Source organism: Microcoleus sp. OTE_8_concoct_300 (assembly GCF_031383065.1).
In the GTDB taxonomy this organism is placed as follows: Bacteria; Cyanobacteriota; Cyanobacteriia; order Cyanobacteriales; family Microcoleaceae; genus Microcoleus.
Genome location: NZ_JANMZH010000556.1, coordinates 1 through 23148, shown reverse-complemented (window position 1 = coordinate 23148; position 23148 = coordinate 1). Strand labels below are relative to the sequence as shown.

Sequence of the window (23148 nt, the reverse complement as noted above, 5' to 3'; positions counted from 1 at the left end):
GAATGCAATGCATCTAATTCATCGTAAGACTTGCCGTGTATGCGGCTCTTCCGCTCTCACAAATGTCATCAATCTGGGTGAACAGCATCTGCAAGGTTCATTCATAAAGCCAGGGAAAGAGGAACCACCAATTAGAAAAATTGCCACCTCTCTTGTGCGTTGCGATCCAACTAGGGATGAAAAAGCTTGCGGTTTGCTACAGATGGAACACACAGTTCCGCCGGAAGTTTTGTATTCTGCATACTGGTATCGTTCCGGCACGAATCATACGATGCGAAATCACTTGCGGGAAATTGCCGAAGAGGGGGCATCGCTTATTGGCAAAGACAAAGCATATGTATTAGATATTGGTTGCAATGACGGCACTTTGCTGAAGTGCTATCCAAAAGAATTTCTTAAGTTTGGAGTTGATCCGTCTGATGTAGCTCAAGAGATTACTGGAGACATTACTGCAATCCAAGATATTTTTCCTTCAGAAGAACTCATTAAGGTGTTGCAAGGCGAAAAATTTGACATTATTACATCAATCGCGATGTTTTATGACCTTGAAGATCCTGTAAGTTTCTGCCAAGAAATTAAGAGAGTGCTGGCCAATGATGGAGTGTGGATTTTTGAAATGTCATATATGCCATCAATGCTGAAAATGAATTCCTATGATACTATTTGCCATGAGCATTTGGAGTATTACAGTTTAGCAGTGTTGGAGTATGTTCTTAAAAAAGCTGACCTGAAGATAGTAGATGCTATACTAAATGATATCAACGGTGGCAGTATTCGTTGCTATGCGACGCATATTGATAACTTCGTTTACAAGAATAAACAGGCTTGGCAACGCATTAAGCTGTTACGTCAACAAGAATTTGATATGGAGCTTGATACAGATAAGCCGTACAAAAATTTTCAAGACCGAATTAATGTGCATAAAGACCAATTAACTTCGCTATTAAAGATGCTTCAAAAAGAAGGCAAGAGGGTTCATGTTTATGGAGCTTCAACTAAAGGCAATACTATTTTGCAATGGTGTGGAATTGATAATCGCCTTGTGGATGTTGCAGCCGAGAGAAACCCTGATAAATACGGTGCGTATACTCTTGGTACAGATATACCGATTGTTAGTGAAGCGGAGTCAAGGGCCATGAAGCCTGATTATTATCTGGTGTTGCCTTGGCACTTCAAAGAAGAATTTATCCAGCGCGAACAAGAAATTCTGAAGAGTGGTGTTGGCATGATATTCCCTCTGCCCAATATTGAGATGATTAAATACTAACTATAAATACCAAACAGCCCAGGGTATTTATGACAAATTGATTTATTCGTCACAGTTTCCACAACGGTAATGTAATAATATTTAGAGAGTTAGCTCTATTTTGATTCAAATTTAAGGTTAATTAAATTCAGAGGCTTAAATATGTCGTTTTTCTTGTCCAGCCTAAAGCAAAGTGGTCATTTAGATAAAATTTACATGACAATATGTATTGTTGGCTCACGCAAAATAGTCAATGATGATGACTATGGCAGTAAAGGCTGGCATCTATTTGCACCTAACTTAACTATCTTAGGATTTGATGCTGACGAAGAGGCTTGTAATTTAGCTAACGCAGAGATTGAAGCTAGACAAGTTAATTGGGCTGAGTCTCATATTCCCTTAGCTCTTTGGAATACCATAGGAAAACAAACACTTTATGTAACTAAATATCCCGGATGTAGTTCGTTGTATCCCCCCAATGAATCATATATGGAGCGGTTTAACGGGTATATAGATTTAATTCAATTAAATCGTACTATCGAACTTGAAACAACAACTTTAGATACTTTTTGCCAATCACAAAATATTAAAGAAATTGACTTTATTCATCTTGATGTTCAGGGTGGAGAACTTTCAGTTTTAGAAGGAGCTTCTGAAATTTTAGACCGGAGCATTCTCGCCGTTTATAGTGAAGTTGAGTTTACTGATATATATGTCAATCAACCTCTATTTGGTGATATAGATATTTTTCTCAGAAACAAAAATTTTACCTTGTTTGATTTAATTGTTAGTACGGGACGTGCAGTTCGTAAAGCTTCACCCATCATTACTTCTCCAAATCGTCCTGGTTCATTAGTATGGGCTGATGCTTTTTATCTCCGCGATTTGATGCGTCCAAATTTGAATACACATTTACAGACACCGGAGCGAATTTTGAAGCTGGCTTGTATAGCTGATGTCATGGACTATACTGATTATGCCCTAGAACTTCTGGAGTATCTTACTCTGAATTATGGCAATGACCCAAATTATAATTTGGCTGATAATATTATTGAAAGTTTAGCTCAAATTCCCGAACTGGTAAACCAAGGGCTAGAAAATTTGCCAATAGTAAATCGTCTTCGAGACTACATAAGCAGTAATAATGTATATTTAAGGGATGCTAAAACTCCAATTAAAAAGAACAAAAATCGGATATCTCGCGCCGCTAATTTAACTAATAAATCAGAGAGAGACGCGCCTCCTCAACCATCTCTATGTAAATTTTTGAAATTTCGAGATGAAATTTATAAATGTACTGATTATCTACATAGAAATGGCTATGCTTCCCACAATCTTGTCTGTAAAGACTGGGATATAGCTCACATCATCTTTGATTTATCAGACGGTAATCTTTTAGACATGGGTAGTTCTGACTCTTATATTTTAAAGAATGCGGTTTTGAAAAATGTTCAAGGTGAAAAATATGGGATTGACCTTCAACCTCCTGATGTGCCTCTGCAAGAAGTCAAATATATGATTGGAGATCTCATGGATACCAAACTTCCCGATCATTACTTCACGAATATAACTTGTCTTTCTGTCATAGAACATGAAGTAGATTTCAAAAAATTTGCCACAGAAGTTTCCCGACTTTTGATCGAAAATGGCAAATTGTATGTAACTTTTGATTATTGGACACCGAAACTCAAGCCAGACTTCAAGCTTTACGATAAACTCTGGAATCCGTTGGATGAAAACGATACTAAAAACTTGATAGAAGAATGTAAAAGTTGTGGTTTAAATTTACTTGAGCCTGTAGATTGGTCTTTGGGAGATGCAGTAATCAAACCTGGTTACTTTTCTCCAGGAGCGAATATCAGCTATACCTTTGGAATGCTGGTTTTTCAAAAAAATTAGTCTCTATCAAACTACTGTTTTTCAATAATAATGATGAAAAATTCTATGATTAATTACGGTAAACGAATCCTACTCGGCCAGCTTGGATCCAATGGAGATTGTCTTTATACAACTATATTAGCTCGACAAATTAAGCAGGATTATCCCAATTGCCATCTGACTTGGGCGATTTCATCTATTTGTAAAGGGACAGTTGAAGAAAACCCATTTGTTGATGAAATTTGGGAAATTCCTTTAGCTGGTTGGGCTGACATGGCAGCAGCTTGGTATGATTTTGAAAACCAGGCAAAAGCTCGCGCTGAGCGTGGTGATTTTGATGAAATATTTTTGACCCAAATTTATCCCAATAACTTTCAAAATTACGACGGTACTGTTCGTCCCTCTATTTTTCGGGCTTATCCAAAACCTATAACTGTTCCAATACAGAATATTTTAAAACTGCGAAGCAATGAGGTTGAAAAAGTCCAAACTTTTGCCGAAAAGCATAATTTGCAGCAATCCAGTCATGTAATTTTGTTTGAATGTGCATCGAAAAGTGGTCAGTCTTTCGTTACACCTCAATATGCTTTATATGTAGCTCAAGGGATAATTTCTCTGCTGCCAGATTGCCAAGTTATTCTTTCATCTAATTTCCCAATTCCTAAAGGAAATCCCGGAATTATTGATGGTAGCACTCTTACTATGAGGGAAACTGCTGAATTGACTAAGTATTGTCACCTTTTTATCGGCTGTTCAAGTGGCATCACCCAAATAGCACTTACAGACTGGGCTAAACCATTACCAATGATTCAGTTATTGTCAAAATCAACATCTGCCTATGGTTCTATTGCCCATGATTTTGAGCATTGGGGAATGTCATCGGAACAAATTTTAGAGATGACAGATGTACCAGTGGAACACTTAATTGAATGTATTTACACTGCTTTTACCAAAGGTTTTTCCGAAGCACGCTGTGAGTTTCACCAACAAGTTGTTATTGATTTTAATTACTATTTAGGCTATGTAAATAGTTTTATTCTACAAAGAACAGAACAGTATTTCAAAGCGGTTCGCTCAATCTTATATACGGTAGAGCGATACGGTTGGCATCCCCAGTTAAAATTATTTGTACAAACTGAATTAATCCCGAAAATATGTCCTGGTAAAAAATTGCCAGTTATCGATGAAGACTACAGTAAATTGTTACAAGAGTGGATTGAGAATTTTAACAAAGACTACGCATGGGCAGATGAGGGAGTGCCTCAGCATCGAATAGTTGAGGCTCTCAGTAACGATCTCGGATTAAGAGATATTAATCTAATTATATTTCCTGACTGGAACCAGTCAGAAGAATTAATCGCGGAGGATTTAACACGTGTCATCAAAGCTACTATGGATCACCCGGATAAAAGTGAGATCACTTTACTGATAGAGACTACCAGCATTTCTGATGAAGATGCCAATCTACTTTTATCTAGCGTGGCGATGAATCTACTGATGGAAGAAGATTTAGATGTTTCTGATGGGCCGGAAATTTCACTGATTGGACAGTTGAGCGAAATTCAGTGGTCAGTTCTGATGCCGCGCCTGAATGGGAGAATTGTATTGGAGAATGAGAATAAAGAGGCGATAGTACAAATTGCCGTCCCAAATATTCCATCATTTCAACTCAACAGTTTTTGCAACAAAAATCTTGTTCCCTTAGAATCAGGAGGATGGGAGCTAAAATAGTGTAACTTTTTCTTCCATCGCAAAGAGAGGCGAACCGTCGCCAAGTAAATAATCTAAAATTAAGGAGGAAATTTGTATGGACATTCAAAAATTTATCAACCATCTTCCTAATTATTATAATAACTGGAATCTCCCATCTGTACAGCCGAAATCTCTGCGCTTTAGGGAGATCCTTGAACAAGTGGAGGGAATGACAACCCCCAATATTATGCAATTGCTCAACTTTGCAGTAGACTGCATGGAACCAGAGGAAGTCTATTGTGAGATTGGTTGCTTGCGGGGAGCTAGTTTAATCGGTGCTCTCCTTAATCATCCAGATTGTATGGCTTATGCCATAGATAATTTCTCTGAATTTGACGATTCAGGTCAAAACTTAGAAAGATTGACCAATAGTTTATATGAATTTAATCTAGAGGAGCAAGTATTTTTTTGTAATCAAGACTTTGAGGAGTTTTTTGGGGAACTGCAAAAGATAGGACTGGATGAAAAAATTGGTGTTTATTTTTATGATGCTAGTTATGACTACCGTTCTCAAATATTAGGGTTACTTTTAGTAAAGCCTTTTCTGGCAGACAAAGCCCTAATTGTTTTAGGTAATGCTAACTCAGACCAAGTTCAGCAGGCTATCTTAGATTTTACATTAACTAATCCTCAATATCAACTTGTCTTTAATTTGCCAACAGCAAAATTATTTGAGGAGACGTTTTGGAATGGCATCTCTATTTTCAGTTGGGACAAAGATAGAATTCATAATGATCCAGATTTTAAATATAGTTCCCATACTCAATCTGTCATTGAAACTCTGAGAAAAACTCAGTTAGAGCAGCATAAAGAATCAGTCAGTGGTCTATTCACAGAAGCCGCATTATTAACTCATGGTCATAGATATGGGGAGGCGGAGAAAAAGTATAAATTAATATTGCTTTATGAAAGCAATAATGCTGCTGCTTGGATGAATTTGGGAATTATTTATTATCAGACTGAAAGATATCAAGCAGCAATTGATACCCTTGCCAAATCTTTGGAACTTGATCCCTCAAAATCTATGGTTTATTATAGCTTGGGCTTAGCTTTAGAAAAAGCCTCTCATTATCAGCAAGCAATTGAGGCTTATCGACAGACGATTGATCTTAATCCCAAACATATTGACGCTTATAATAATCTTGGCAATGTTTTGCTTAAAATAGGACAAATTCAAGAATCAGAGAATATCTATCGTCAAGCAATTCAAGAAAATCCAGAGGATTTTGGCAGCTATCAAAATTTAGGCAACTTGCTTATGATTAATAGCAATTGGGATGAAGCGATTGAGTTTTATCTAAAAGCTTTGACTCTCAAGCCTCGCGATCCTGACATTCTTAATAATTTAGGATTAGCGTATGAAGCTAAAGGAGAAAAAGCCTTATCCTTGAGTTATTTTGGTTATTCTTGCTATCGCCAAGGTAATTATGAAGAAACTGTACACTATTTTCAAGCTTTATTAGAGACTAATCAATATATAGAACCCAATAATTATCTTTTTCTGGCAAGTGCTTTAAATGAAATAAACCGGGTAGAAGAAAGTCTGAATATTATTCAAAAAGGCATTAGGCATTATCCTAATGAGACAGCATTTTACCGCCTAAGGATTAATACTTTGAATGAAAATGGTTGTATTCAAGAAGCAATTGCAAGTGCAAAAGAAGCATCAATTTGTAACCCAGATGACTTGTATATTTACATTATAAACCAATTGATATTGCCATCATTTTATGAAAATTATGAACAAATAGTGTTTTCACGTCAGCAATTCATTCAAGGACTGCAAAATGTCATCAATAGAATTAAGCTCGACAGTGCAGAAGATAGAAAAAGTGCCTTAGTCGCTACGAGCAGCCATGTAAATTTTTACCTATCTTATCAAGGTAAAAATGACCGAGAATTACAAGAAAAGTACGGCAAGTTTATTCATAAAATTATGGCATCTAACTATCCTGCATGGGTAAATCCTGTACAGATGCCACCGATTGCAAACAATGGCAAAATTCGGATTGGCTATATTTCTGATGCAATTGGTAATACCAGTGCAGCTAAATGGATGTTAGGGTGGCTAAAAGATTGCGACAGAGACAAATTTGAAATTTTCTGTTACCATACAGCTTCCTACGTAGGTAAAGATTCTACCACTCAACAAATTAGGTTATCAAGTGATGTTTTTTATTACATACCTGACAACTTAGAAGCGACTTGTCAGCAAATATTTAAAGACCAATTGCATATCCTAGTATTTTTAGCCATTGGGCTGTGGGCCCCTACAACCCAATTGGCATCTCTACGTTTGGCTCCTATTCAATGTAGTACCTGGGGACATCCAGTGACTTCTGGACTACCAACTATTGATTACTTTTTGTCTGGTGACTTGCTGGAACCACACAATGCTCAAGAACACTATACTGAACAGTTAGTTCGGCTACCCAATCTGGGGATTTCCTATCAAAAACCCTCTATTCCCAAACGAACTAAAACTCGTTCTGATTTTCAGCTTCGCAATAATGCTGTTATCTATCTATCTTGTCAATTGAGTGTGAAATATTTACCGCAGTACGATTACATTTTTGTGGAAATAGTTCGCCGAGTTCCCCAAGCTCAGCTTGTATTTGTATTTAGATCGAAGATATCTAATGATGGCTCTAAAACTCTAGAAACGAAATTCCGCCAGCGGTTACAGAAAGCCTTTGCCGAAGTTAATTTGAATAGCGAGGATTATTGTGTATTGTTGCCCAGTCAAAATTGGGAAAGTTATACCAGTCTCCTGTTAAATTCAGATGTTTTTCTGGATACCTTAAGTTTTTCTGGGGGTCATACCACTTTTGATGCTGTTGCCTGTAATTTACCTATTGTGACTTTTCCGGGTGAATTCATGCGAGGTCGTCAGTCCTATGGAATCCTGAAAATGTTAGGGGTGACAGATACTATTGCCGAAAACGAAGCTGACTATATTGAAATTGCGGTTAAGTTGGGATTAGACCCGCAATGGCGACGGAATATTTCGCAGCAGATGAGTGAGCGTCACACTAATCTTTATCAAGACAAAACCTGTGTTAAGGCTCTTGAGCAATTCTATGAACAAGTTGTGCAAGAAAGGTTAGAGCAACAAGAAACAGTAACCTCGGCATTGCCAAAAGCTATATTCCAAAATAGCTCACTTAAGAAGATACTTCATGTTGGCTGTGGACCTTATTATCCAAATAGTTTACCTGAAACCTTTCCTACCAATGAATGGCAAGAGGTGCGACTGGATATTGACCCGGCTGTGAGGCCGGATATCATTGGCTCAATTATAGATATGAGTGCTGTACCTAGCGAGTCAGTTGATGCCCTCTATTCATCCCACAATGTGGAGCACGTTTATTATCATCAAGTACCGCTTGTTTTAGCAGAATTTCACCGCGTTTTAAAGCCAGAAGGCTTTGCCATGATTCTTGTGCCAGATATCGAGATAGTAGCTGAGGCAGTAGCTAAGGGCAACTTAGAAGAATCTCCTTTGTATATTTCTCCTGCTGGCCCGATTGCTGCGATTGATATTTTTTATGGTCTTAGGAAAGCAATTGCTACTGGCAATTACTACATGGCTCACCATACAGCATTCACAGCCCAGAGCCTTGAGGGAAAAATGCAGCAAGCTGGTTTCCGCAATTTAGAGGTGCGGCGAGAAAACTTTAATATTATCGCCATAGGATATAAGTTGTAGCACCATTCTCACGATCAGTATCCAATAACACATAGGCAATTCCTAAATTTAAACTTCTATCTACTTCTTACAGTAAAGGAAAATTTTAGTATTTTTATTTAAGTTTCGATTAAAATTCCCAAATTCATACTCCTTAAACTTATCCCTTAAAAACCAAGATGACCTACTTAAAAATATATTTTTTTGATATGGAAAAATTACCACGCATTGCACATCTACTTTATTTTTTATTTTATCCAAAATCTGATAGTCATAAAAGCTTTCTACTTTTTTAAAGAAAAAATTATTTGTGTTCACATAACTGTGGAAATATAAATTATTTCTATTTGATACATAATTAAGATATTTCTTGATTGAAAAACTCCATTCATAGGAAAGATGAGGGTTTGAAACAATTAAAATTCGATCGTTTACCTTAGTCCTGGCTTCTATTGTTCGCAGTAAAGCATTGGTAGATTTCCCTTCCTTAGCAAAAGTATGAGCAGCATCCCAAGCTACACTCAAGTTAAAGCTCAACCCAATCATAATTAATAATAAAATTAACTTAGCTGCCAATTTATAAATTTTATTCAGATAATTGTAGAGACTTATTATTAAAAAAGAATAACCTAAAATTCCGGGCAATATGTATCGTTGAACAATTCCCGACTTAGCATAAAGCAATACTTGAGGTACTGCAACTAAGAAAAGTAAAATAATAGGAAAATATAAAACGTTTAAAATCTGAGGTAAGGATTGAGAATAAGGGGGTTTAATCGTTAACCTAATTCCTATGAAGCAGGCTAATATTATCCACCAATAACCAGCCTGGCTTAAATTTTGAGTAGCACTGATGGTTTTGGAAATACTAAATCCCTCAACACCAGCATATCCAATCTCAGGAGTTAGCCCAATATAATATTTTACTAATAAAAGCTCAACGGTAAAAAATAAGCCTAAAATAAATATAGATAAACTATTTTTCTTAATAGATTCATGCCAGACCAAATTTTTGAGATGAGGAGACAGCCATACTTTTATCAAAGCTATAGCTGGAATCACAACGATAAAACTTTCTTTGGACAAAGACATTATTAAAACTAAAAAAACAAATAAAATTTCATATAAACTTTTATATTTACTAGATATCTCACTCATTGCTGCAAATACTAAAGCCGCCGCTAGCAAGAATGTACCTATTGTTTCCGCAGGCCCAAGTTGCCACCATATTGCGGATTGTGTCCCTAAGGTTGTTAAAAATGAAAATAGTAGTGCCTCACTTATTGAAAACGTTATCAGTTGACCAAATATAAATAGGAAAAAAGTAGTCAAAACTCCTAACATTCCCGTATAAAATGACCACCACCAGAAGTTAACTCCTAGTAATCTTGTTGCCAGGATTCTATGAACATAATAAAAAGGTCGGAACCTTCCAGTTAGCAAATCATTGTGAATCCATTGACTACTTACTTGAAAAATACCCAGTTTTTGAACAGTTAAATTATAGTTAATATGAGTTATTTCATGGTCATCAGTAAAGTGGTATCCCGAAAACAACGAACCACTTGCGATCAAAATGAAAAACCAAAATATTAATATAAACAGGAATACACTTAGATAACTATATTTTCGGAAAAAGCTAAGAGAATCAGATATTTTCACGCTCAATTACCTTGCTCAACTAACTCTTCTCCAGATATATCTGCCACATTTGCTCATAAGCATTCTCCATCTCACGGGCAAACTGCTTACCATTCCACAGAGGAGAAGTTAGCCTTGACTGGCGCAATTTCCAGCTAATTTGTTGTCGCAAAACCGCATCTTTACCCAGCCTAACCCCCCAGTCCACATATTGATCGTCAGTCCAAGCAATCCCCTCCATTACTCCCACATTCATCATCATTGTGTAACTATTTCGTGCAGAAAATTGTTCACCTACCCGCGTCACAAGAGGGATACACATCCAGAGAGTTTCGAGGGTAGTTGTAGCACCGTTATAAGGATAAGTATCCAGCACAACATCGGCAATGCCTAAATTAGCTCGGTGAATCGCTTCTGTAGGGTCTTGCGACAAAAATCGCAAGCGTTGAGCATCTACACCCTCTTCTTCTGCTAACTGATTAAAGAACTTTTTAAGGGATTCTTCCCCAGCCCCACCCTTAATTAAAAAGTAACTATTAGGAACTTCAGCAACAATTTTCATCTGTAGTCGCGCCGTATCTGGATGCCTTTTGTAGCCTACTTGAGAACTCATATATACAACAGCATCACTGGGAATACTCAAATCCTCGCGTCGCAGAGTGGGTACATCCATCTCAAAACCATCCACACCTATATAAGTATGGGGTAAGCGCCAAATTTTTTCGCTGTAATAATCCTGGGCCGACTCGGGTAAAACATAAGGATCGGCAATGAAGTAATCAATAGCAGGTAATCCTGAAGCATCCCAACCTAGCCAAGTAACTTGAATAGGTGCAGGTTTAAGTCCCAACACCTCGCAATTCAAATCTAAGGTTGTACTATCTAAATCAATTAAAATATCAACCTCATCTTGAGATATTTGCTCCGCCATTTCAAAGGTAGATAAACTTCCTTGAAAAGCCCGATCGGCCTGCTGACTATACCAGTCTTCTAACGAGTCATATATTGGCTTTTTTCTATAAGCCATAAAATAGGCATTAATTTGAAAACGATCGCGATCGTGATACTGAAACAACCATCGCGCTAACCAGCCCACAGAGTGCATTCCGAAGCAATGAGATAGATAGCCGATTTTCAACTTTTTAGAGGCAACACCGCTGCTTTTATTAACTAAATGGCGCTTTCGGTAGCGCTCTACCTGTTCCTGACCATAAACTTCAATATTAGCTTGGCATAGCGCTGCCATTTGATTTTGAATTTGTCTATTATTTTTGGCCTGATCCTGCAAGTAGGGAAAAAAGAAGGTGCTAGTAAACAGACTGACAACGGTGTAGGAACTCAAGGATCTGGGCTGTTGAGCTATCAGCATTTCTAGCTGGGATTTATGCTGCTCAATCAGCAAACATACCTCTTCCCAATAGCCAACAGCCCCCATTAATCCGCGCAAAACTTTATGATTAGCACAAACTTTATCGTATAGTTCCTCTGCCAAAGAGTAGCACAACTTTGCTACTTCTATACCTTCATCATATTCTCGAGCGTTTTGGTAAAAACTAGCCAAATGATGCAAAAAACTCAACCGATGACTATGTTCCAGACTTTCAGGCTCTAAACGACGACAGATTTCAAGAAAACGAGCTGCTAAATGTGGCGACGAGTTAGCAATATTTATAGACGTTATGACTATCAGATGAACAAAGACTTCCAACTCGCGGATATGAGCTACAGAGGCCGATGCAAATGCTAGGGATGATGGGTGAAAAGGAGCATAATCTAAAACACTCTTCAACACTTGCATCAATAGATCCAAATCTAATGGTATTAATAGCTCCGACTCTAACAGTTCTATCACGCCTAAAGCACTTAATTCATCTCCCGTATAATTTTCAAGCAGGATAGACAAACCAATCAAATGCAACAGGTTATTAATGTCTTCTGGCGTAATTTCCCTTATATGTTGGCGGATTGTCCAAGCCATTGCATAGTTTTCGAGAGTTACTTGCCGATCGGCTTCCTTATGCAGCACCAGCAACAATGCGGCTGTCCAAATTTCAACCTGTTCTGGCTCCCCCTCCGCCATGCCTAGTAGCCAAGTCGTCTGAGCTTCTGCCTCTTGCCCCTGCAACAGCAACATCAATCCCAAATGCCAGTAATGAGACTTGATGTCCGGCTCCGCTTCAATTGCATGCTCATACAAATTCTGTGCTTGAGGGTAATTGCCTCCTAGCAGGAATTTCTCAGCTTGTTGTTGCCAATCGATAGGCTTAGTCAATGGGTATTTAGGCGTCATAGTTACTATAATTCATCCCACAGCTTAAATCTGTGGGATGAACTCGTGGGCAAATGTGAAAGTTTCAATCGAGAAAGGCAAAAGACACTTTTCTGATACCTTGTTTACTTGGTTACTGGATCGCTATCAGTAGCATTACACACTAGGTTATTACCACCCACGCTCACAGCAGCAAGAGCAGTTGTTTGAGTGCTTTTACTTACGCACAATACTGCCACAGTGCTTGTTTCACTCGTAGTAGCATTTTGAGTCAAACCTACAGTTCCCGTATAAGCTCTCAGTGCTTTGACCAGAGGTACTGCTTGGTGACCCATTTCGTTAGCATTGCTCTGTGTTCCGCTGATTTGGTATTTGAAGTTAGTAGTTTGAGTTTTGATGCCAATTCCTAAAGCATCAACAGTAGTTGCAAAGCCTCCTGATTCCCCGAATTTAGCTTGCTGAGCGCGGTTCATGGAACCAGTATACTGCTTGGCTTCTGATTCCTTAGCTTTGTTAGCTTGGTTCAAGAAGGAAGGCAAAGCGATAGCAGACAAAATACCGATAATGATGATAACAACCAGCAGTTCAATTAGCGTGAAACCCTTATCCTGTCTTTTTTGATTGAGGTGTTGGAGGAATCTGGCTTTAAATTCTGTCTTCATGGTTTTTTTCTCCTAGAGGCGTGTGATGCTTGATTTCTCACTCGTACACTTAACTTACCCCTTTTCCCTGGCTTTCATATCAACATAGCTATTTTTTTTTTATATATCAAGCCGATCGCTCCAAAAGCACATACAGAAAGGCTTCCAGCCTAGTCAAGAGTTCCTTGACTTGCTCAAAGGCCGTCGCCTCACTTACAGACTCTAGGGTGACGGGATGCAGCGGTGTGACTTTCAGCCACCGAGCCACTAGAGACCGCATAGGCTGCGCTCGCTCCCACAGTGGTAGCAGACAAGCAGCCATGTTACTCTCTATCACGACAGGCCTTAGAGTTGGCAAAGACACATAACGACTAATGTCAAAGGGTTTGTGACTCGTGATGCAGTTGAGTAGGTCTTCTTTAGACTGGGGATTTTTCAATTGAGGGTGAAGATGCACCTTAGCCTCCTGCCAGTCAGAGAGAGTCCATTCAGGAACTGGCAAAAATTGCTGCTCCTGGTTGGGATGACCGCACCAAAAGTCAATCAAACGATGAATGGGATGTAATAATTCAAACAAGTGCAGTCGATCTTCCACAGAAATTTCTGGCAAGCTCATTTCCAGAAACGCGGGTAAGTTATTTGAATCTTTGAATAAATCCGTCACTTCCCAATGCCGCCAATTCACCATGCTAATTAATTCCAAATTAGCGGCTCTCAAGATGGCAAATGCTTCTGGAATGGTATAGCCTTTGTCACCTTGTAATAAGTAATTCATCAGTACCCATTCTTCATTCTGGTAGTCTTCAGGTTTCCCAATTCTTGCTTTCAATATCACTGTATCATCCAAGGCATTCATGATTTCTCCCACTAATTGAATCTCAACTTCTTCAGGATTGCCGTCCATTAAACCCATCATTTTGAAAACAGTCTGAGCCTGATATACCAACGCTCTCTGTCGTGAACTGTGGAGGTTAGTACGGATAATTCCACCAGGCTTCAAAACAGACTTCATCGCTTGCAAACCCCCCACCGGGTCAGGCATGAGATAAAGAACTTCATCATTATTTATATAGTCAAATTCGATGTTTAAACTAGATACTTGTTCTATTGGCAGTGCGTAAAACTCTACATTTTCAAAGCCATAGTATTGTAAACGCTGCCGAGCTACTTTAACCGATTCTTCTGAAAGATCGAGGCCAACTATTTTAGCTCCTGGATTAGCTTCTGCTAAAACTAATGACTTGTATCCACTCCCGCAGCCGGCATCCAAAATAACTTTACCTTCTGTATTTAAAACTCTTTGATTCCTTAAATAGTAAGCTGTTGCGATATTATGAAAAAATAAAGCCTGATAGTCGTTTTTGGGAGAATTTTCTAGGGGAGTTCTAGGATAGCAAACCTTGTCGAATTGCTGACAAATTTTATCTATTGTATCTAATTCTTGATTTTCCATTTTAGAGTAATCTCGCTTGTTAATTGAGGGTAGTAGATATTTATTTTCCAGTTTTGTAGCAACTTCTGCCATCTCCTCCGACAAGGGATACATATGATTGTACTGAAGGATTTGCTTCCCGATCAAGCCCAAACGCTGATTAAAATTTGGGGGATTAGATGGGTCAAGCAGTGGACTTTTGTATGGCTCAACGTCACTTCGCTGAAATTCAAAAGCCAAGCTTATGCGTGGATGAGGTGCTCTTTCGCTGCTGCGGCCTCCCCAGTGCATTACCGCGTGATTCCAGCACAAAACAGAACCGGCAGTTGCGGGCAATGCACGAATATCTTGAAAGTTGATACTTTCCTTTTTTTCACCTTTTTGGACTTTACCGCCATAATTAGGATCGAAAGGAGCTGGGAGGATGTACATACATCCATTGAGAGGAATGGCATCGCTCAGGGGTATCCAGATTGTTACACATTTCGGCATTCCGTCTGCTAAAAGAGTGTCATTCAAGTTATCGCGATGTGGCTGCCATCCTTTTTCCGTATTGGTTGTGTTGATGTACCAACCCCAAAAAGCGGGCAACTGTCGATACTCCTCGCCGAGGATAACTGATAATATCTGAGACAATCGACAAAATGTCTGCCAAAACTCATCGTAAATGAACGCGAATGGGACAGGCCAGCCTGACTCTCGCAGTTTTTCGATGCCAGCGGCCATGCGCGAAATTTCTGCTTCAGACAAAAATGAATCGATTTGAAAGTAGCCCTCTTTCTTGAGATTGAACAACAGTTTTTCCATATGTTCTTGCTCAACTGAAAGAACACTTCCAGATAGTGAAGTAAAATCTTCACCTACACTTAGCTGGGGATTTAGGCTTTTCCAATAGTCTGGATTTTGAGCTTGCTCTAAAAAAGTTTTGACGCTAATCATCGGTTTTGGCTGTGAGTCCCTGAGTTGAGGACTTATAATTTATCAATTTTTCCGGCAAGATGCTTGGCCTGCTTAAACGATCGCCAGCAACAAGGTATGCTCTTGCTCAGTTAGGTTAAGGAAGGAAATCTCAATTATGCGAACCTACGTTTAAACAGAAGCTTACCCAAAATTTTCATAAATATTATCAACACCCTCCCCCACGAGCGATCGCACTTTTCCCCAAACCCCACACGGCACAACAGCCGGGACTTGGCATAATAGTGAGGGCCAATATTTCCAGCCCCCGCGCAAAAACAGATTATACAACCAACCACTACCTCCATGAACACCAACATCAGCCCCATCCTCAAAGTATTTACCCTCTCCGCCGCCCTTTCCCTAGCCATCAAGTACGCAGGGCCTAGCTTATCCATACCCTCTACCGACATCAACGCCCTAATCGCTGTCTTTTCCCCGAGTATCATCCTAGCTGCTATCCTCGGCTGGCGATCGCGCCAACAGCCAAGATAGGGGATGGAGGGCGATCGCGCCCAAAGACGAGTTAAATTAAACCAGGGGCGATCGAACACTCACACCAAAACCCCTCGATGCCCAGCAATATAGATGAGACAGACAATCACATGGATCTAGCCACGTTAAATCTGAAACCCTTAAATTTGCTGATTTTTCCTGATTGGAACCAACCAGAAGAATCTCTTTATTTAGAGTTAGAACTAATTATTAGGAGTCTGGTAAGTCATCCCGATCTCGATTTCCTAACTCTTTTAATAGATGTGAGCGAAACTTTAGAAAAATCCGAGTTAGATGCAAGTTTAATTGTATCAGGGATTGTGATGAATCTTTTGATGGAAGAAGATTTAGATATTAACGGAGAACCGGAAATTATTTTATTGGAAAACCTCAATCGCAGCCAGTGGAGCGATATTTTGCCACAGATTCAATATCGAATTAAGCTGAATGCGGAAAATTACCAAGCAATAGCAGAGTCTGGAGCCGCACAAATTCCAGTAGTGGAACAGGAACAACTTAGCGATATCACCCTTGACTCCCAAGCATTAGTCTTGATAGAATTTGGCAACCAACTCTACCGTCAAGGAAGATACGAAGCAGCCATTAAGCACTATCAAAGGTTTTTAGTATCCCAGGCAGGAGATATAGAACTGTATGGTAACTTAAGCGAGTGTTTAAGAAACCTCAACAGAATCGAAGAAGCGATCGCGATCCTTGAAGAAGGCATCCGCCATTACCCTACAGCAGGAAAACTGCACTTTGAAATAGTCAAAATTTACCAGCAGAACGGACGCACTAAGTTAGCTATATCCAGTGCAGAAAGAGCAACGCAAATACTGCCGAATGAATATGTTTTTCAACTCTTTAAACACTTAACTTTGCCGATTGTTTATAACACATCAGATGAAATAAAATTTTACAGGGAAAGATTTGTCCTAGAATTAGAAAAATTAATTCAAAAAACATCCCTAAAAACTCCCGAAGACAAAATTAATGCTTTCCGGGGTTTTAGTAGTTTCACTAATTTTTACCTAGCATATCAGGCTCACAATGTTGTGGAATCGCAATCAAAGTATGCTAATTTAGTGCATCGAGTTATGGTAGCCAACTATTCGCAGTGGGTGCAACCGCAATCAATGCCTCCACTGCTGGAAAATGGCAAAATTAGAGTAGGTTATATTTCTAGTTATTTGCATTCTTACAGCGGCACTTTATGGTTAACTGGCTGGCTGCGTTATTGCAACCACCAACAATTTGAAATTTACTGTTACTATACGGGGAACGATCCCGATCCAATTACAGAACAATTTCGCCAATACAGCGATCGATTTCGCCACATTCCTCACAACTTAGAAGCCGTATGCCAACAAATTATTGATGATAAATTGCATATTCTTGTCTTCCCGGAAATTGGCATGGACGCACCAACTATACAAATAGCAGCTTTGCGCCTTGCCCCCGTGCAATGTTCGGCCTGGGGACATCCTGTAACCTCGGGTTTGCCGACGATTGATTATTTTATTTCTAGTGAATTGATGGAACCGGAAAATGCACAATTGCACTACTCAGAAACCTTAATTAAGTTGCCGAATATTGGCGTTGCCTACCCAAAACCAACCGTTGGTAAATTAAACAACAGTCGCTTAGATTTTGACCTCCGAGAAGATGCAGTAATTTATTTATGTTGCCAAGCCCCTTTCAAATACTTACCGCAATATGATTTTATTTTAGCCGAAATTGCCCGCCGCGTTCCGCAAGCTCAGTTTATTTTTCCTCGCGGCGAACTGCTGCGGGAACGGCTAAAGTTTGCTTTTGCTGCTGTTAATCTTGATAGCGAAGATTACTGTCTATTCCGAACCATTCCAACTCGACACGATTACATAGCAATTAACTTTCTTTCCGATGTTTTCTTAGATACTTTTACTTGGTCGGGGGGGAATACGTCTTTGGAGGCGATCGCTTGCAATTTACCCATAGTCACCTGTCCGGGAGAATTTATGCGGGGACTTCACGCTTATAGCTTTCTAAAAATGCTGGGAGTAACAGACACAATTGCACAAAACGAAGAGGAATATATTCAAATTGCTGTCAAGTTAGGTCTAGACTCACAGTGGCGGCGAGACATTGCACAACGCATGAGTCAGCGACAAGATGCTCTGTTTGACGATCAAGTTTGCGTGACAGCTTTAGAGGGTTTTTATCAACAAATTGTTCGAGAAAAAATTAAATAATTGTTTTAATATTATAAATTAAAATTCAATTGTGCGACCCAAAAAATATCTCTACAGAAGACTGGCCACACTTTTAATGTGAAAAGGATACTAACAACAAGTCAATCTTCCCTATCAATTCCGACCCCGTACAGCTATCAAAACCAAAATTGAGGGACTAACCATGATTCAAACCCTACCAGAATTAGTAACATTCGATGAATTCATTGACTGGTATCCTGAGAACTCAGAACACCACTACGAACTGCACAATGGAGAGATTGTTGAAATGCCAAAAGCAACAGGCAAACATTCTAAATTGACAGGTTTTCTCGTAGCCGATCTAAATTTTGAAATCAGACGGCTACAATTGCCATACTTCATCCCCAAAGAATGCGTCATCAAACCCATGCGCGAGGAATCGGGATATGAACCAGATATTATTGTACTTAACGAACAAACCATTGGAAACGAGCCGCGATGGGAGAAATCATCAATTATCACAATGGGTTCATCAGTTCCCCTAATCGTAGAGGTAACCAGCACTAACTGGGAGGATGATTATGCCCGCAAACTAGAGGCCTATGAGTCAATAGGTATTCAAGAATATTGGATTATAGACTATTTAGGATTGGGCGGCAGACGGTTCATCGGCAACCCCAAGCAACCAACTTTTTCGGTTTACCAACTAATTGACGGGGAATACCAAGTCAAACTATTCCGAGGGGGCGAGTGTATTGAGTCCCCAACTTTCCCAGAATTGAAGCTGACAGCGCAGCAGGTGTTTGCAAAAGGGAATTGAGGAGGCTGCTTATGCTGCTGTCCGAGTAGGCGTATTTGATTAAAGAGGCGATCGCGCGCATCTAAGGTATCTTGTAGAGATGCGATTCATCGCTTCTGGGCTGCAGAGCAATTAGCAAGCAGCAATTCCTAATAGCCTATTCCTCAATCTAAAATCTAAAATCTAAAATCTAATGAAGCTAGGACAGTGGATGGGCTTATTAGCCCTCATCGCATCTTGTTACATCCTGTGGCAAATCAGGCAGGCCCTACTGCTGCTGTTTGCCGCCGTCGTCTTAGCCACAGCCTTAAACAGACTAGCACGCTACTTGCAAAAATTCGGACTCAAAAGATCGATCGCCGTACTTTGCTCAATTAGCTTCTTATTCCTGGTCTTTGTAGGATTATTCCTCATAATTGTACCACCCTTTGCCCAACAGTTTCAACAACTTACCCAAAGAGCCCCTCAAGGAATAGCGAAATTAAATGAGTGGATAGATCAAATCGAAGCTCGCTTTTCAGGACAATTGGGTCAGCGGCTGCCAAATCTTGATGTTAACGACATCATGCAACAACTGCAACCTTTATTCAACCAACTCGTCGGCGGTGCCGGAGCCTTTGTCGGCAACACATTAGGCGTTATTCTCAGCTTTTTGCTCGTCATAGTTTTGACCTTAATGACATTAGCAGAACCTCTATCTTACCGCAAAGCATTCATCCAACTATTTCCCTCTTTTTATCGTCGCCGAGTCGATGGCATCTTAGATGAATGCGAAATAGCTCTCGGTCGATGGGTCATCGGCGCTCTCATTAGCATGAGTGTGATTGCTTTTTTGAGCTTAATTGGTTTGTCGGTCTTGCAAGTTCCCCTACCGCTAGCTCACGCTGTAGTAGCAGGGTTTCTTAACCTAATTCCCAATATAGGCCCCACTCTGAGCGTCATCCCGCCAATGACGATCGCACTTTTAGATTCTCCCTTAAAATCCGGTTTTGTCCTAATCCTTTACTTCCTAATTCAACAGTTTGAAAGCAACGTCCTCACCCCCTACGTCATGGCACAGCAAGTATCACTGCTGCCTGCAGTAACATTAATAGCTCAAGTATTCTTTGCCACCTTCTTTGGATTTTTAGGTTTATTGCTAGCCCTCCCCCTCACCGTTGTAGCTCAAGTTTGGATTAGGGAAGCCCTAATTAAAGATATTCTCAACCAGTGGAGTGCCAGCCCTAAAACCTTAGCAGCTATCGATTCTGCCATCCATGAAAAACATGAATCTATAGGAGTCGCCGAAAGCCTGCCCGAAAAATATTTACCAGAACAGAAACCCGACATCCCCGATCCGGCTGAAAATGAGGCTCCTGACAATCAATAGTTAAGGTTCATAATGACTTCACTCCTGATTAATTCCCAGTTAGAGGACAGAAGTATTCACTACAAACTTAGGAAATTTGTGGTACGAACACCCTCAACTAACTATCTTCAAGCCTCGCATTTTCTACCGTATCTCTGCCGACGCTAAAAATCTGTTGAACACTCAAATTCAACTGCCCAAATGTGGGTGAAACAACCCTATCACTACCCCGAAACAGACTGACTTGATACTCACCGTCAATCAACTGGTAAACAGAAAAAGTAGGTTGTTTAGGATTGCCAATATAGCGTCGCCCGCCAAGTCCCAAATAGTCCGCAATCCAGTATTCAGAAATGCCCAAAGCTTCGTAGTCAACCAATTTGTAGCCGTAATCATCCCGCCAATTGGTACTGACAACTTCGACAATTAGCCGGACAGAACTCCCCATTGTAATGATAGATTCCTTTTTCCATCTCGGTTCGCTGTCCGTCCCTTGCCTGTCCAAAACGATCGCATCCGGTTCGTAAGCAGATAGCTCGTTATCAGCTTTGACAACGCATTCTTTGGGAACGAAGTAAGGAAGTCCTAGTCGTCGGATTTCAAAGTTGAGTTCAGCGACAAGGAAGCCCGCTACTTCTGAATGTTCTCCGGTTGCTTTAGGTATCGGAACAATAGCTCCATTGTGCAGTTCGTAACGGTTTTCAGAATTTTCAGGATACCAGTCAATAAATTCATCAAACGTGACTGGTTTTAATATCGCTTGAGTCATGGCGATCGCCCTTTATTTGATTTATGATATTGTTATTGTATCCGTTATAATTTACATCTTGCGTCATTATCAAGAACAGGCAAGAGGCCTGTTCCACGAAGAGTGAATTTTCTTGTGGAACAGGCATCTTGCCTGTTCATAAAAGGCTTATTGAGAATAGTGCAACATCTCAGTTATAATATATTGCTTTTATCTCAAACAACCAGCTCGATCGACATTCCATCAATCCCAAATCAATACCCAATCAAAATCACTCCAAAATCAATCAATTAAAAATCTAAAATCCAAAATCTAAAATCTAAAATATATGAGATCGATCGACGAAATCAACGATAAAATCAGCCAGGGCAAAGCCACAGTCTGGACAATCGAAGAACTCAAAACTAGAGTTCAAGAAACCAGCATTACCCAAGCAGCCAAAGAAGTCGATGTGATTACCACCGGCACCTTCGAGCCGATGGAATCCTCCGGTGCAATCATCAACCTCGGCCATACCGACCCGCCGATAAAAATCCGCCAATGTTGGCTGGACGGCGTTTTAGCCTACTCGGGCTTCGGGGCAGTAGACCTGTACCTGGGAGCTACCCAAGTAGCCGAAGACGGCGAAGAATCCCGCGAACGGGGCGGCGGACACGTCATCGAAGACTTAATAGCCGGCAAACCCGTGCAGTTGCGAGCCTTGGGGCAAGTAACAGACTGCTACCCCCGCGCCTCCTTTGAAACCACGATTACCCGCGATACAATCAACCAGTTTTATTTATTCAATCCCCGCAACGCATATCAAAACTTTATTGTTGGCGTCAATGGAGGCGATCGCCCGCTGTTCACCTACCTCGGCCCCCTGCAACCAAACCTCGGCAACGCCGTCTACTCGAACCTTGGAGCCATGTCTCCCTTGCTCAACGACCCCGACCTCCAAGTCATCGGCATCGGCACCCGCATCTTCCTAGGAGGCGCCACCGGCTACATCACCTGGGAAGGAACCCAGCACTTCCCGCTGCAAAAACGCCAGCCCAACCGCACCCCCATCGGCCCGGCCGCCACCCTTGCACTCATCGGCGACGCGAAACAGATGAACTCGAAATGGGTGCGCGGCTGCTACTTCAAAAACTACGGCCCATCCCTGATGCTGGGAGTGGGCATTCCCTTTCCCGTCTTAAACGAAACAGTCGTCGCCAACTGTGCAGTATCAGACAAAAAAATAGTAGCGCCGGTGGTAGATTTCTCTATCCCCCGGCGCGTTCGTCCCACCTTCGGTTTAGTCAGCTATGCTCAATTAAAGACTGGCCGCATCATGATCGAGGGCAAACCAGTACGGGCCGCTCCCCTGGCGAGTATGTTTCTGTCCCGGCAAGTAGCATTGGAATTGAAGCAGCAAATTGAAGCGGGTCAATTTACCCTCACGGCCCCTGTTGCTCCCCTACCCACCGACAGAGTATTTCTCCCGCAAGATTTGTGGGGCGCCCAAGTGAGGCTCGAATAAAGGATTTTAGATGAGCTATAGCCTTTCTCAGTAACATGAGGTGCTCTCGCGGGCATAGGCCTCCGTGGGCATAGGCCTCCGTGGGCATAGGCCTAGGACTCGCCCCCATACCTCACCACGCGATCGAACCGCTAAGTAGTTAAGCAAAATTAATTACATAATTATCTCCAAACTCTTTAAGAATTTTTTCTACAGATGAAACAAGAGATTGCCAGCTAGAGTAGGCATCTATTTCGAGCCATGTATATTTGATAAACCGCCACAAAATTTCAATTAAATTCAATTCAGGTGAATAAGTCGGCAATTCAAATATAGTTAAGCCGCGTTCTTTCCATTCTTCAAGTTTATCTAAAATGGCATTGCTAGTATGAATAGAAGCTTGATCTACCACAATAAATGTTGGCCGCTCCACCACAGCAAAGAAAGTATCGATACAGGCTATGATTACATCAGAATTAATAGTCTGCTCTGAAACATAAGCAGGTCGCGTGTTTTGCCGATTCATGATTCCCAAGACATTTAAACGCTTAGTTCTACGACTATCAATTGACAAATATT

General features: G+C 40.5%; 15 protein-coding genes. 9 read left to right on the top strand and 6 right to left on the bottom strand.

Features of this window, described 5'->3' with window-relative positions:
- Positions 1 to 7: 7 nt before the first annotated feature.
- The 4 genes from ACUVJL_RS25535 (at position 8) to ACUVJL_RS25520 (ending at position 8585) form a co-directional block, all read left to right on the top strand.
- Complete coding sequence (locus ACUVJL_RS25535; protein ID WP_445248397.1) at positions 8 to 1267, top strand: class I SAM-dependent methyltransferase; 1260 nt, start codon at positions 8 to 10, stop codon at positions 1265 to 1267.
- Positions 1268 to 1408: 141 nt separating this feature from the next.
- The gene (locus ACUVJL_RS25530; RefSeq protein WP_445248396.1) at positions 1409 to 3145 is read left to right on the top strand and encodes an FkbM family methyltransferase; all 1737 of its coding nucleotides are present in this window, start codon (positions 1409 to 1411) and stop codon (positions 3143 to 3145) included.
- A gap of 45 nt (positions 3146 to 3190) precedes the next feature.
- Complete coding sequence (locus ACUVJL_RS25525) at positions 3191 to 4855, top strand: glycosyltransferase family 9 protein (RefSeq protein WP_445248395.1); 1665 nt, start codon at positions 3191 to 3193, stop codon at positions 4853 to 4855.
- Positions 4856 to 4931: 76 nt separating this feature from the next.
- Positions 4932 to 8585, top strand: a complete 3654-nt coding sequence (locus ACUVJL_RS25520; protein ID WP_445248394.1) for an O-linked N-acetylglucosamine transferase family protein — start codon at positions 4932 to 4934, stop codon at positions 8583 to 8585.
- 60 nt (positions 8586 to 8645) lie between these two features.
- On the opposite strand, the gene ACUVJL_RS25515 is transcribed toward ACUVJL_RS25520, so the two are convergent.
- From ACUVJL_RS25515 to ACUVJL_RS25500, 4 genes are all read right to left on the bottom strand, one after another.
- Complete coding sequence (locus tag ACUVJL_RS25515) at positions 8646 to 10226, bottom strand: hypothetical protein (RefSeq protein WP_445248393.1); 1581 nt, start codon at positions 10224 to 10226, stop codon at positions 8646 to 8648.
- Positions 10227 to 10245: 19 nt separating this feature from the next.
- Positions 10246 to 12477, bottom strand: a complete 2232-nt coding sequence (locus tag ACUVJL_RS25510) for an O-linked N-acetylglucosamine transferase, SPINDLY family protein (protein ID WP_445248392.1) — start codon at positions 12475 to 12477, stop codon at positions 10246 to 10248.
- A gap of 122 nt (positions 12478 to 12599) precedes the next feature.
- Positions 12600 to 13136 (bottom strand): type IV pilin-like G/H family protein, encoded by a 537-nt coding sequence (locus ACUVJL_RS25505; RefSeq protein ID WP_445248391.1) that lies wholly within the window; start codon positions 13134 to 13136, stop codon positions 12600 to 12602.
- 106 nt (positions 13137 to 13242) lie between these two features.
- Positions 13243 to 14568: a class I SAM-dependent methyltransferase gene (locus ACUVJL_RS25500; RefSeq protein ID WP_445248413.1), complete on the bottom strand. Its 1326-nt coding sequence runs from the start codon at positions 14566 to 14568 to the stop codon at positions 13243 to 13245.
- Between the two features lie 1242 nt (positions 14569 to 15810).
- Here ACUVJL_RS25500 and ACUVJL_RS25495 point away from each other — a divergent pair.
- From ACUVJL_RS25495 to ACUVJL_RS25480, 4 genes are all read left to right on the top strand, one after another.
- Positions 15811 to 15999: a hypothetical protein gene (locus ACUVJL_RS25495; RefSeq protein WP_445248390.1), complete on the top strand. Its 189-nt coding sequence runs from the start codon at positions 15811 to 15813 to the stop codon at positions 15997 to 15999.
- 77 nt (positions 16000 to 16076) lie between these two features.
- Complete coding sequence (locus ACUVJL_RS25490) at positions 16077 to 18230, top strand: O-linked N-acetylglucosamine transferase, SPINDLY family protein (RefSeq protein WP_445248389.1); 2154 nt, start codon at positions 16077 to 16079, stop codon at positions 18228 to 18230.
- A gap of 163 nt (positions 18231 to 18393) precedes the next feature.
- Positions 18394 to 19011, top strand: a complete 618-nt coding sequence (locus tag ACUVJL_RS25485) for a Uma2 family endonuclease (RefSeq protein WP_445248388.1) — start codon at positions 18394 to 18396, stop codon at positions 19009 to 19011.
- A gap of 172 nt (positions 19012 to 19183) precedes the next feature.
- Positions 19184 to 20359: an AI-2E family transporter gene (locus ACUVJL_RS25480; protein ID WP_445248387.1), complete on the top strand. Its 1176-nt coding sequence runs from the start codon at positions 19184 to 19186 to the stop codon at positions 20357 to 20359.
- Between the two features lie 97 nt (positions 20360 to 20456).
- Here the strand turns inward: ACUVJL_RS25480 and ACUVJL_RS25475 are convergent, their stop codons facing one another.
- Positions 20457 to 21107, bottom strand: a complete 651-nt coding sequence (locus tag ACUVJL_RS25475; protein ID WP_445248386.1) for a Uma2 family endonuclease — start codon at positions 21105 to 21107, stop codon at positions 20457 to 20459.
- 307 nt (positions 21108 to 21414) lie between these two features.
- Between ACUVJL_RS25475 and ACUVJL_RS25470 the strand changes: the two genes are divergently transcribed.
- Positions 21415 to 22590 (top strand): homocysteine biosynthesis protein, encoded by a 1176-nt coding sequence (locus tag ACUVJL_RS25470; RefSeq protein WP_445248385.1) that lies wholly within the window; start codon positions 21415 to 21417, stop codon positions 22588 to 22590.
- Positions 22591 to 22729: 139 nt separating this feature from the next.
- On the opposite strand, the gene ACUVJL_RS25465 is transcribed toward ACUVJL_RS25470, so the two are convergent.
- Positions 22730 to 23148: transposase (locus ACUVJL_RS25465; protein WP_445248384.1), on the bottom strand; the 419-nt coding region annotated here is incomplete at its 5' end.

Excerpts from the sequence above, each read along its gene's own strand:
- ACUVJL_RS25535 (WP_445248397.1), top strand. The coding sequence starts at position 8 with ATGCATCTAATTCATCGTAAGACTTGCCGTGTATGCGGCTCTTCCGCT.
- ACUVJL_RS25530 (WP_445248396.1), top strand. The coding sequence starts at position 1,409 with ATGTCGTTTTTCTTGTCCAGCCTAAAGCAAAGTGGTCATTTAGATAAA.
- ACUVJL_RS25525 (WP_445248395.1), top strand. The coding sequence starts at position 3,191 with ATGATTAATTACGGTAAACGAATCCTACTCGGCCAGCTTGGATCCAAT.
- ACUVJL_RS25520 (WP_445248394.1), top strand. The coding sequence starts at position 4,932 with ATGGACATTCAAAAATTTATCAACCATCTTCCTAATTATTATAATAAC.
- ACUVJL_RS25505 (WP_445248391.1), bottom strand. The coding sequence starts at position 13,136 with ATGAAGACAGAATTTAAAGCCAGATTCCTCCAACACCTCAATCAAAAA.
- ACUVJL_RS25500 (WP_445248413.1), bottom strand. The coding sequence starts at position 14,568 with ATGGAAAATCAAGAATTAGATACAATAGATAAAATTTGTCAGCAATTC.
- ACUVJL_RS25495 (WP_445248390.1), top strand. The coding sequence starts at position 15,811 with ATGAACACCAACATCAGCCCCATCCTCAAAGTATTTACCCTCTCCGCC.
- ACUVJL_RS25490 (WP_445248389.1), top strand. The coding sequence starts at position 16,077 with ATGCCCAGCAATATAGATGAGACAGACAATCACATGGATCTAGCCACG.
- ACUVJL_RS25485 (WP_445248388.1), top strand. The coding sequence starts at position 18,394 with ATGATTCAAACCCTACCAGAATTAGTAACATTCGATGAATTCATTGAC.
- ACUVJL_RS25480 (WP_445248387.1), top strand. The coding sequence starts at position 19,184 with ATGAAGCTAGGACAGTGGATGGGCTTATTAGCCCTCATCGCATCTTGT.
- ACUVJL_RS25475 (WP_445248386.1), bottom strand. The coding sequence starts at position 21,107 with ATGACTCAAGCGATATTAAAACCAGTCACGTTTGATGAATTTATTGAC.
- ACUVJL_RS25470 (WP_445248385.1), top strand. The coding sequence starts at position 21,415 with ATGAGATCGATCGACGAAATCAACGATAAAATCAGCCAGGGCAAAGCC.